The following is an 11,202-nucleotide window of genomic DNA, read 5'->3' as shown; positions in this document are numbered from 1 at the left end:
TGGCGTTGATTTTTGGCACGCTGTTGAGTTCTCAAGGAACGGACGCTTCCTTTGTACTCACCCTCTCGGGCTTTCCTCCGGGCAGTTTCCCTTCGCTGTTCCAAACTCTATCAGTGTTTTTCCGGCCCTCTGACCACCCTCCTGCAGGCATGCAGAAGATGATCCGAAGTGAGGATCTGACAAGTTGGATGCCGCCGGGCGAGGGCACATGGTCGCGCCGCTCAGCCTCAAGCAGGAGTACGACTGTACACGGGGCCTCGGAGACGGTGCAAATCGACTGGGCTGGTGGTCTAGACCACCAGGCGGTATCTTCCGTGCGGAACCCTCAGTTCATCTGACATACGCTGCTGGACAGAGTCGTCCGAGAGCGGCAGTGACGGCCCATATACGCAGCTCCACCCCTGGGAGGCTTCCCATGACCACCGTGACGTCCCCTCTTGCAGGACGCGCCATCGGACTGGCCGCCGTGCCGGATCCGGTCTTCTCCGGGGCCATGGTCGGCCCGGGTACAGCGATCGATCCCGTGCGCGAACCGTCCGAGGCCGTCGCACCCGTCGACGGTGTGATCGTCTCGCTCCACCCGCACGCGTTCGTCGTCGTGGACGAGCAGGGACACGGCGTGCTCGTCCACCTCGGCATCGACACCGTGCAGCTCAACGGGGAGGGTTTCGAGCTGCTGGTGAACAAGGGCGACACCGTCACGCGCGGTCAGGCGATCGTGCGCTGGAACCCGGCCGCCGTCGAGGCCGCTGGCAAGTCCGCGGTCTGCCCGGTTGTGGCGCTGGAGGCCACGGCCGAGGCCCTCTCCGAACTCCGTGACAACGGCGATGTGAAGGCCGGCGACAGTCTCTTCCTCTGGAAGTGACGTCGGAGCCGTCCTAGGACGGCACGTAGGGATGACAACCACCGCGGCGGCGGGACCTGCCGCACTACCGGAGACGGGTGAAATGGAGACAACGCTGCGAGGCGTCGGCGTGAGCCACGGTGTGGCGATCGGCGAGGTTCGGCACATGGGGACGGCGGTGCTTGAGCCGCCTGCCAAGCAGATACCGGCGGAGGACGCGGAGCGCGCACAGGGGCGTGCCCGCAAGGCTGTGGAGGCTGTGGCGGCCGACCTGATGGCGCGCGGCAATCTGGCGGGGGGCGAAGCCCAGGCCGTGCTCGAAGCGCAGGCCATGATGGCCCAGGACCCCGAGCTGATGGCCGATGTGGACCGGCGTATCGCCGTCGGCAGCACGGCCGAGCGTGCCGTGTACGACGCGTTCGCCGCCTACCGCGAGCTCCTGGCGGGCGCAGGTGAGTACCTGGCCGGCCGCGTCGCGGACCTCGACGACGTGCGGAATCGTATCGTCGCCCGTCTGCTCGGGGTGCCCATGCCGGGTGTCCCGGACAGTGACGAGCCCTATGTACTGGTGGCGCGTGATCTCGCGCCCGCCGACACCGCTCTGCTGGATCCGACGCTCGTTCTGGGTTTCGTCACCGAGGAGGGTGGACCGACCAGCCACAGCGCGATTCTGGCGCGGGCGCTCGGTGTGCCGGCCGTCGTGGCGCTGCCGGGTGCCGGTGAGCTGGCCGAGGGCACGGTCATCGCTGTCGACGGCAGCACCGGTGACATCTTCGTGAATCCGAGTGACGAGAAGAAGGCCGAGCTGGAGGCCGCTGCCGCCGAGCGCAAGGCCGCGCTCGCCGCGTCGACGGGTCCGGGTGCCACTGCCGACGGTCACAAGGTGCCGCTGCTGGCCAACGTGGGGGGTCCGGCGGACGTACCCGCCGCGGTCGAGGCGGGGGCCGAGGGTGTCGGACTCTTCCGTACCGAGTTCCTCTTCCTCGACGACAGCAAGAACGCTCCGTCCGAGGAGAAGCAGGTCGAGGCGTATCGCCAGGTCCTCGAGGCGTTCCCCGAGGGGCGTGTGGTCGTCCGTGTGCTGGACGCGGGCGCGGACAAGCCGCTGGACTTCCTGACGCCGTCCGACGAGCCGAACCCGGCGCTGGGCGTGCGTGGTCTGCGGACACTGCTGGACCACCCTGACGTGTTGCGCACCCAGCTGACGGCGCTCGCGAAGGCCGCCGAGGGGCTGCCGGTCTACCTCGAGGTCATGGCCCCGATGGTGGCGGACCGTGCCGACGCCAAGGCATTCGCCGACGCCTGCCGTGCGGCCGGGCTGCGGGCGAAGTTCGGCGCGATGGTGGAGATTCCCTCGGCCGCGCTGCGGGCGCGGTCGATTCTGCAGGAGGTCGAGTTCCTGTCGCTGGGGACCAACGACCTCGCGCAGTACACCTTTGCCGCCGACCGTCAGGTGGGTGCGGTGTCCCGGCTGCAGGATCCGTGGCAGCCCGCGCTGCTCGACCTGGTCGCGCTGTCCGCCGAGGCGGCGAAGGCCGAGGGCAAGAGCTGTGGTGTCTGTGGTGAGGCCGCGTCCGACCCGCTGCTCGCCTGTGTGCTGACCGGTCTCGGCGTCACCTCCCTTTCCATGGGTGCGGCGTCTCTTCCTTATGTCCGAGCAGCGTTGGCCAAGTACACGCTGGCTCAGTGCGAACGTGCCGCCGCCGCCGCGCGGGCCGCGGACAGTGCCGAAGAGGCACGTGCCGCGGCTCAGGCGGTGCTGTCGGGCGAGTAGTCGGAATCGGATCGGCCGGCTGACGGCTTCCGGAGGGCGCTCCACCTGTGGGTGGGGCGCCCTCCTTGTGTTCAGTGGCTGTGGCGCGGCGTCTGTCCTTCCGGTCCGAGGTCGGGGGGCACGCAGTAGTCGACGTCCGATTCCGGGGAGATCAGATCGCCGGATTCGATGTCGGTGCAGTAGGCGTCGAAGACCTCTCCGGCGGTGAGGGGTTCGAGGCCGTCGCCGCGTAGGCGCCAGCCGTAGATGCGGTCGGTGGTTCCGGGGGCGCTCGTACGCATGACAAGTCCGCCGGGGCACTGGGTGGCGATGCCTAGTGCTAGGACCGTGGTGAATTCGAGGGCCTCGGCCTCGTCGAGTTGTACGGCTCCATCGGTGTCCTCGTCGGAGTGGAGGACGGCGACGAGGGTTCCCGGGGTGCCGGTGATGCTGCAGACGAGGTGGTGTTCGCCCGGCCGGGCTGTGTCGAGGATCCGGACGAGGAGGTCCGAGGCGCGGGTGAAGGCCGCGCGGCCGATGTCCTCTCGGCAGGAACCGCAGGTGCCGAGGCGGGCGAGGAGGGTGGTCGCGTACTCCCAGGTGGCCTGGCGAACGGCCTCGTCCACGAGGGCGGGTACGAGGTCGGTGAGGGGCTGGCCCTCGTACGGGAGCGCCGGACCGGTGTTGCCGAGTTCGGCGGTGAAGCGTGTGCGGCTGGACGGGATGTCCGGGTTGAGGCCCGTCTCCTCGCAGAACTCGGCGTATTCCTGAGGGTCGAAGAGGGCCACGGTGGTATGGCTGCCCTGTGCGGCGCGGGTCCTCAGGAGGTCTTCGACCCGCTGAAGGTAGGTCGCATGGTCGTCGAAGGTGAAGCTGCGGTAGCGCCGCATGGCGCGGAAGTCGTGTTCGTCGGTGAGCAGGCCGATGGTGCCGGCGATTTCGCGGCGCAGAACGCGTCGCATCGTCTGGTGGTCGGTGTGCGCCATCTTTCCCCCTGTGCGCAGTCGATCATTGCTCACTCACGGTAACCGGCGACACTGACAATGAGGGGTCGAGTGAAGCATCCTCGAACCAGTCGGTGATGGATTGTGCAGGTCAGAGCGATGAAGATGCCAAAACAGGCCTAGCTTCCCGGTCGGGCGGCGATAGTCGCGGTGACCGTGAGTAGGCTGGTGCTGCCCTGGGCCAGGGAATCTCCGAGCCGTGCCTACGGTGGTGGACCGGCCCCGTCAGGCGCGTTTGCGGGCCAGGTCCTCGTAGAAGTGGAGCAGGTCGAGGTTGTCGATGGAGCCCGGGTTGACCGCCTTCTCCAGCGGGGTGCCCTGGAGGAGGCGCTTGACGGGGACCTCGATGCGCTTGCCGGTGAGGGTGTGCGGGATGCCGGGGACCTCGATGACCTCGTCCGGAATATGGCGGGGAGAGAGGTTTTCGCGGATGGTCTGCTTGATGCGGTCCAGGAGCGCCTGGTCGAGGACGGCTCCCGGAGCCAGGTGCACGAACAGTGGCATCCAGTAGCCGCCGTCGGGCTGCTCGATGCCGATGACCAGGGATTCCTTGATCTCGGGGAGCCGCTCCACGGCCTCGTAGATGTCGGCCGAGCCCATGCGGACGCCCTGGCGGTTGAGCGTCGAGTCGGAGCGGCCGTGGATGACGACCGAGCCGCGCGAGGTGAGGGTGATCCAGTCACCGTGCCGCCACACCCCGGGATAGGTGTCGAAGTAGCTGTCGTGATAGCGGCTTCCGTCGGGGTCGTTCCAGAAGTGGATCGGCATCGACGGCATGGGGTTGGTGACGACGAGCTCGCCCACCTCGTCGATCAGGGGCTTGCCGCTCGGGTCCCAGGACTGCAGGTCGGTGCCCAGGCTCGGCGCCTGGAGCTCGCCGATGTGGACGGGCAGGGTCGGTACGGCGCCCGCGAAGCACGAGCACACGTCCGTGCCGCCGCTGACGGAGGCGATCCAGAGGTCTTCGCGGACCTCGTCGTGCAGCCAGCGGAAGCCGTCGGGCGGGAGCGGAGAGCCGGTGGTGGCCACGCACTGCACCTGGGAGAGGTCGGAGTCGCGTCCTGGGTGCACGTCGGCCTTGCGGCAGGCCATGACATACGCGGCCGAGGTGCCGTAGAACGTGGCGCCCGTGCGTTCGGCGATCCGCCACTGGGCGCCCGTGTCGGGATAGCCGGGGCTGCCGTCGTACAGGACGACGGTCGTGCCCGTGAGGAGGCCGGAGACGAGGAAGTTCCACATCATCCAGCCCGTGGAGGTGTACCAGAAGAAACGGTCCTCGGGGCCGAGGTCGCAGTGCAGGCCGAGCTGCTTGAGGTGCTCGACGAGGATGCCGCCCTGGGACTGGACGATCGCTTTGGGCAGGCCCGTCGTGCCCGAGGAGTAGAGCACCCACAAGGGGTGCGCGAAGGGCACCTGCTCGAAGACCGGTTCCGTGTCCGCGCGTGTGAGGGCAGCCCACTCCAGGGCGCCTTCGGGAGCCTCGGTGCCGAGGAGGGGGATGTGGACGACGGCGCGCAGGGTGGGCAGTTCGCGGCGGAGTTCGGTGACCGTCTCGCGGCGGTCGTGCTCCTTGCCGCCGTAGCGGTAGCCGTCGACGGTGAACAGGACGACCGGTTCGACCTGCTGGAAGCGGTCCAGGACGCTGCGGGCGCCGAAGTCGGGGGCGCAGGAGGTCCAGACGGCGCCCACGGCGGCCGTTGCGAGGAGGGCGACGACGGCCTGCGGGATGTTCGGGAGGTAGCCGCTCACGCGGTCTCCGGGCCGGACGCCGAGGGCGCGCAGCTCGGCGGCCAGGGAGCCCACCTGGCGGCGCAGCTCGGACCAGGTCACCGGGGTCGGCTCATGGGTCTCGTCGACGTACAGGAGGGCGGGTTCGTCCGCGCGGGTCTCGGCCGCGCGCAGGGCGTGTTCGGCGTAGTTGAGGGTGGCGCCGGGGAACCATTCGGCGCCGGGCATGGAGCGGTCGCCGAGCACGCGCGCATAGGGCGTCGAGAACCGTAGGTCGAACCATTGGGTGACGGCTTCCCAGAACGGCTCCAGGGCGTCCACGGACCAGCGGTGGAGGGCTTCGTAGCCTCCGTCGGCCGGGGCGCCGTGGTGCTCGGCCGCCCATGCCTGGAACCTGGTGACCTGGGACCGGGCGATGCGCTGCGGGTCTGGCTGCCAGAGCGGCTGGGGATTCACGGTCGACATGGGGGCTCCCGGACTGTGCGCGTCGTGTGCGTCTCCCGCGCACGGGCCAGGGGTGTGCGCGTGACGCGGCTGACAGGGACGATGCCATGTGATCAACTTCTACGCCAGGGTGCGGCCCACATAGTCCGTGTCGTGAAGATGTGGCCCCGGCATGGGTGAACGGCAGCTGAACGGCACACGCGGGTGGGGCAGTGAGTGGCAGGGTGAGCAGCATGAACGGTCGTGACCTGGTGCGTTCGGTGAAGGCGGTCGTTTCGATGGGGGCGCCCCAGGGGTTGCGTACCGTGCGTGCCGCGTGGCGCAGGAGGCGCACCGATGCTGTCGGGCTGTCGGCGCGGGGGGCCGAGCGGGCGCGGGTGCCGGGGCCGGTGCAGGACGCGGAGCCGGGTCCCGGCGGGGGTGTCGTCCGGTTCAGCCGCTCCGAGCTGCGGATCGTCGTCGCGGTGAACGGGGCGGTCTTCTGGGGGTGGGACGGCGCCGAGCCCGAGCCGTCGTACGCGCTGGCGGGCCGCTGTCCGGAGCCGGATCCCCGGGCGGTTCTGGAACCTGACAAGGACGGCGGCTGGCGGGTCGTGGCCGAGCGCGCAACGGTCGTGGTGTCGCGGCACGGGGCCGTCGAGGTGCTCACGCCCGGCGGGGTGACGCTGCGCCGGGATCTGCCGCCCCGCTGGTGGGAGCCGGTGGGCGGAGGCGAGGCGCGCTGGGTGCAACGGTCGGAGGTGGCCGCCGATGCCCGGTTCTTCGGGCTGGGTGGACGGGCCTCGGGGCCTCGGCTGCGGGACGGGAAGTATCGGCTGTGGAACACCGACCCCGGGCGGCCGTTCGGGCGGGCGGACGATCCGCTGTACGTGACGATGCCGGTGCAGCTGGTGGTGGCCGACGCCGCCACCCATCTCGTGTTCCACGACAACTCGTGGGACGGCACCGTGACCTTGCGGGAGGGCGAGGAGGGCGCCGGTTCCGGGCACGACCGGGTGGGGGTGTCCGAGCTGCGGATGGGCGGCGGGCCACTGCGCTGCTGGGTGGTGGTGGGCACTCCCGCGCGCGTGCTGCTCGCCTGGGCCTCGCTGACCGGTGCGCCCGCACTGCCGCCGTCCTGGGCGCTCGGCCATCAACACGCCCGCTGGGGCTTCGGCAGTGAGCAGGAGGTGCGGCGGATCGTCGCCGGCTACCAGGAGCGCGGTCTGCCGCTCGACGCCGTGCACCTGGACATCGACCACTACGAGGAGCACCAGGTGTTCACGGTCGACCAGGAGCGCTTCCCCAAGCTGCCCCAACTGGCCGACGAACTGCGGCGGGACGGGATACGGCTCGTGTCGATCGTCAACCCGGCGGTCAAGGCGGCGCCCGGCAACGCCGTCCATGACAGCGGTACGGCCGAGGACGTCTTCGTGCGGGACGCGTCGGGGCGGCTCGTGGAGGGGGTCGGGTGGCCCGGTGAGGTGGTCTATCCGGACTTCACGCACGCGCGTGTGCGTGCCTGGTGGGGTCGCCTCTACCAGGAGAGGCTCACAGCGGGGTTCACGGGCTTCTGGCACGACATGAACGAGCCCACGTCCTTCACCGCGTTCGGGGAGTCCACCCTGCCGCGGTCGGCCAGGCACGCCCTGGAGGGCCGCGGCGGTGACCACCGGGAGGCGCACAACGTCTACGCGCTGTGCATGGCCCAGGCGGGGTACGAGGGTCTGCGCGAACTCGTGCCGGACGAGCGGCCCTTCCTGTTCTCGCGCTCGGGATGGGCCGGCATACAGCGATACGGCGGCACCTGGTCCGGCGACGTGGCCACCGGCTGGCCGGGCCTGCGGGCTTCGCTGTCGCTCGTGATGGGGCTGGGGCTGTGCGGGGTGCCGTACTCGGGGCCCGACGTGGGCGGTTACGACGGGCACCCGTCGCCCGAGCTGTATCTGCGCTGGTTCCAGCTCGGCGCCTGTCTACCGCTGTTCCGTACCCACGCGAGTCTGCGGGCGGGGCGCAGGGAGCCGTGGGAGTTCGGAGCCGAGGTGCTGGAGCACGCGCGCGTGGCGCTCGTGGAACGCCGGCGGCTGCTGCCGTACTTCATGACGCTCGCACAGCTGGCCCGGCGTACCGGCGCGCCTTATGTACGGCCCTTGTGGTGGTCCGCGCCCGAGGACCGTGCCCTGCGGGACTGCGAGGACGCCTTCCTGCTCGGTGACTGCTTGCTGGTGGCACCGGTGCTCGATCCGGGCAGCGACCGGCGCGCGGTGCAGCTGCCGCGGGGGCGCTGGTACGACACGACCACGGAGCAGGTCTACGAGGGGCCGGGGCAGGTCCTTGTCGACGCTCCGCTGTCGCGGATCCCGGTGCTCGCGCGCGCGGGTGCCGTCATTCCGGTGCGGGCGGAGGACGGCGGAATCGAACTGGAGGTGTGGGCGCCCGCCCGGGGACGGAGCGGGGGTGGGCTGGTCGTCGAGGATGCGGGCGACGGGTGGGCCGAGCCGGAGATCGAACGTTACGTCGCCCGCTGGGAGGGCCGGAAGGTGGTCGTACAGCGGGAGGGCGAGGACGGCTTGGGCGAGCCGTCCCACCCGGTGCGGCTGCGCGGGCTGGGAGCGCGCTGAGGTTAGAGGTAGCGGCCCTCGAACCAGGCCCGTACGGCCAGCGTGTGCAGCGGGAAGGCGAGCTCCTCGGGCCGGCGCAGGAGATGCCAGCCCTCCGTCTCGTCGGTGGCGGCGGACTGCGGGAGACCGTCGGCGGGACGTTCCGGCAACGCCCCGAACAGCAGCAGGTGGCCGTCGGACGAGCTCAGGGCGTCGACGAGCCGTACGTCACGGGTGGCCGCGTCGATGCCGGTCTCTTCCTTGAGTTCGCGGACCAGGGCGTGCCGCCAGTCCTCGCGGTCGTCGATGTAACCGCCGGGCAGCGCGATGCCTCCGCGCGCGGGAGCGATGGTCCGGGTGATGACGACCAGGGCGGTTCCCTGGGTGTCGTACACGGGCTGGAGTGCGACGGCGACCGGCAGGGGGTTGCGGTACGCGACGGTGTTGCAGACGGGACAGGTGCGGGGCCAGCCCGCGACACCCTCTCCGTAGGGCGCTCCGCAGCTCGAACAGTGGGAGCCGGGCGCGGAGTTGGGGGCGGAGTGCTGAGTTTCGGACACGCCGCGGACTGTATCCGATCATCAGGTATTCCGGTTCGTCGGGCCCTCTGCCTGTTTGCGGCCGCCCGTGCAACACTTCTGACGTTCCGTCAGATCCCGTCCTGGGGAGGGGCTTTGCCGCGTACACGTACACCTGTGGTCGCCGGGTGGTTCGCCGGTGACGGAGACGACTTCACGCTTGTCGGTACCCGCTGCTCCGCCTGCGCCTCGGTCTTCTTCCCGCGCGAGGACGGCTGGTGCCGCAACCCCGGATGCTCCGGTGGCGAGCTGGCGGAGATTCCCCTTTCGCGGCGCGGTCGCGTCTGGTCGTACACGGACAGCCGGTACCGGCCGCCGTCACCGTACGTGACCGATCCGGAACTTCCGTGGGAGCCGTACACGTTGATCGCTGTGGAGCTGGCCGCCGAGCGGATCGTGGTGCTGGGGCAGGCGGTTCCCGGGGTCACGGTCGCCGATCTGACCGTGGGCGCGGAGGTGGAGGTCGTCCCCGGTGTGCTCCATGAGGACGGGGAGACGGTCTGGACGACGTGGCAGTGGCGGCCGACGGGGGTGAGGGCATGACGGGCGAGGTGGCGGTGCTCGGCGCGGGGATGCACCCGTGGGGCAAGTGGGGGCGGAGTTTCGTCGAGTACGGCGTGGCGGCGGCGCGCGCGGCGCTGGCCGACGCCGGCCTGGAGTGGCGGGACATCGGATCGATCGTCGGCGCGGACACCGTGCGGGGCGGTTATCCGGGCCATGTGGCGGGGGCGACCTTCGCCAAGGCGCTGGGCTGGCAGGGGGCCCGTGTCGCCAGCGTGTACGCGGCGTGCGCGTCCGGGGCGCAGGCGGTGGCCGCCGCGCGGGCGCAGATCCTGGCGGGGCTGGCCGACGTGGTGCTCGTGGTGGGGGCCGACGCCGCTCCCAAGGGGTTTTTCCGGCCCGCGGGCGGTGACCGGCCCGACGATCCGGACTGGCTGCGGTTCCGGGTCCTCGGCGCGACCAACCCGACCTACTTCGGGCTGTACGCACGCCGGCGCATGGCCGTGCACGGGGACACGGTGGAGGACTTCGCGCAGGTCAAGGTGAAGAACTCGGCACTGGGCGCGCTGAATCCGTACGCGCGGTACCGGAAGCGGGTCAGCGCGGAAGAGGTCGCGGCCTCCGCCGTGGTGGCCGATCCGCTGCGGCTGCTCGACATCTGTGCCACCTCGGACGGCGGGGCGGCGCTGGTGCTCTCCAGCATGGAGTTCGCGCGTCGCAGGGGTGTGGCCGAGCCGGTGCGGATCAGGGCGGTGTCGACGGTGACGCCGACGTATCCGAACACGGTGCTGGATCTGCCGGACATCGCGACGGACTCCGCCGCCGTGGTCGAGCCCGCCGCCGAGACGTTCCGTGCGTCGATCGCGCGCGCGGCCTACGAGGAGACGGGTGTCGGGCCGGAGGATCTCTCTCTCGCCGAGGTCTATGACCTGTCCACCGCTCTGGAGTTGCAGTGGTACGAGGATCTCGGGCTGTGCGGGGAGGGCGAGGGCGCGAAGCTCCTGCGCGAGGGCGCGACGGGGCCGGGTGGGCGCATACCCGTCAACATGAGCGGCGGTCTCGCCTCCTTCGGCGAGGCGGTGCCGGCCCAGGCGATCGCCCAGGTGTGCGAGCTCACCTGGCAGCTCCGGGGTGACGCGGGTGACCGGCAGGTCGAGCACGCGTGTGTGGGGATGACCGCGAACCAGGGGTTGTTCGGGCACGGCTCGGCGGTGATCGCCGTGCGGTGACGGGCAGCCGGGCTCGACCCGCTGACGCGGTTTCCCTGGTTCTGATGCCGACAGGTCAGTGGGCGGCAGGGTTCAGCGGCGACGAGTTCATCCGCGTGGTGGGGCGGGCGCCGTGGGGCGCCGCGATCGGCACCGCGCGCGTGGAGGCACCTTGGCGGGGACGACTTCCTGATGCTGACCGGACCGGAGGAACTGGTGTCCTGCCGACCGCCTCTATGCCGGACGCACCCTGGGTCACCTGCCGGGGCATGAGATCCACCGCGGGACGGGGACACAGGCGGTTTCGACACAAGGCTCGGTCGGGCCTGCGCCCCGTTGCCCGAGGCGGTTCCGTAGGCCGTGCCAACCGTTGTCGTCGGCGACCTTGACGCCCCTCGGGGGCCGGTGAACACTTCCGGTGTCGGTCGACATCGCCGTACATTCTCGGCGTTCCAGGCACCACGCCGCGCGGGCCCCCACGAGCCAAGGCCCATACCCCCACGGGCGATTCGGCTGCGACGGCACGCTCGTCGCGGACGCCGGGCGGGGCGCGGGATCCTCCT

The 11,202-nt window shown here is 70.6% G+C and carries 8 protein-coding genes; 5 read left to right on the top strand and 3 right to left on the bottom strand.

Annotation, left to right across the window (positions count from 1 at the left end):
- The first annotated feature begins 415 nt into the window (after positions 1-415).
- The gene (locus ACGFWE_RS35520) at positions 416-865 is read left to right on the top strand and encodes a PTS glucose transporter subunit IIA (RefSeq protein WP_352389883.1); all 450 of its coding nucleotides are present in this window, start codon (positions 416-418) and stop codon (positions 863-865) included.
- 82 nt (positions 866-947) lie between these two features.
- The gene (gene ptsP, locus ACGFWE_RS35515) at positions 948-2,618 is read left to right on the top strand and encodes a phosphoenolpyruvate--protein phosphotransferase (protein WP_352389884.1); all 1,671 of its coding nucleotides are present in this window, start codon (positions 948-950) and stop codon (positions 2,616-2,618) included.
- 71 nt (positions 2,619-2,689) lie between these two features.
- Here the strand turns inward: ptsP and ACGFWE_RS35510 are convergent, their stop codons facing one another.
- Both ACGFWE_RS35510 and ACGFWE_RS35505 read right to left on the bottom strand, forming a co-directional pair.
- Positions 2,690-3,583: a hypothetical protein gene (locus ACGFWE_RS35510; protein WP_393604200.1), complete on the bottom strand. Its 894-nt coding sequence runs from the start codon at positions 3,581-3,583 to the stop codon at positions 2,690-2,692.
- A gap of 243 nt (positions 3,584-3,826) precedes the next feature.
- Positions 3,827-5,794, bottom strand: coding sequence for an acetoacetate--CoA ligase (locus ACGFWE_RS35505; RefSeq protein WP_393604198.1), 1,968 nt, complete (start codon positions 5,792-5,794; stop codon positions 3,827-3,829).
- Between the two features lie 212 nt (positions 5,795-6,006).
- Here ACGFWE_RS35505 and ACGFWE_RS35500 point away from each other — a divergent pair, with 212 nt between their 5' ends.
- Positions 6,007-8,373 carry a TIM-barrel domain-containing protein gene (locus ACGFWE_RS35500; RefSeq protein WP_352389887.1) on the top strand — a complete coding sequence of 789 codons (2,367 nt, stop codon included), beginning with the start codon at positions 6,007-6,009 and terminating at the stop codon, positions 8,371-8,373.
- A gap of 2 nt (positions 8,374-8,375) precedes the next feature.
- On the opposite strand, the gene ACGFWE_RS35495 is transcribed toward ACGFWE_RS35500, so the two are convergent.
- Positions 8,376-8,912: an NUDIX domain-containing protein gene (locus ACGFWE_RS35495; RefSeq protein ID WP_352389888.1), complete on the bottom strand. Its 537-nt coding sequence runs from the start codon at positions 8,910-8,912 to the stop codon at positions 8,376-8,378.
- Between the two features lie 135 nt (positions 8,913-9,047).
- Here ACGFWE_RS35495 and ACGFWE_RS35490 point away from each other — a divergent pair, with 135 nt between their 5' ends.
- Positions 9,048-9,473 (top strand): zinc ribbon domain-containing protein, encoded by a 426-nt coding sequence (locus tag ACGFWE_RS35490; RefSeq protein WP_352390133.1) that lies wholly within the window; start codon positions 9,048-9,050, stop codon positions 9,471-9,473.
- Positions 9,470-10,660, top strand: coding sequence for a lipid-transfer protein (locus ACGFWE_RS35485; protein WP_393604196.1), 1,191 nt, complete (start codon positions 9,470-9,472; stop codon positions 10,658-10,660). The genes ACGFWE_RS35490 and ACGFWE_RS35485 overlap by 4 nt, the downstream gene beginning before the upstream one ends.
- Positions 10,661-11,202 lie beyond the last annotated feature (542 nt).

Source organism: Streptomyces sp. NPDC048523, assembly GCF_043199815.1.
Taxonomy (GTDB): Bacteria; Actinomycetota; Actinomycetes; order Streptomycetales; family Streptomycetaceae; genus Streptomyces.
Note: the sequence above shows the minus strand (reverse complement) of the source record. Positions and strands in the feature narration are given on the sequence as shown.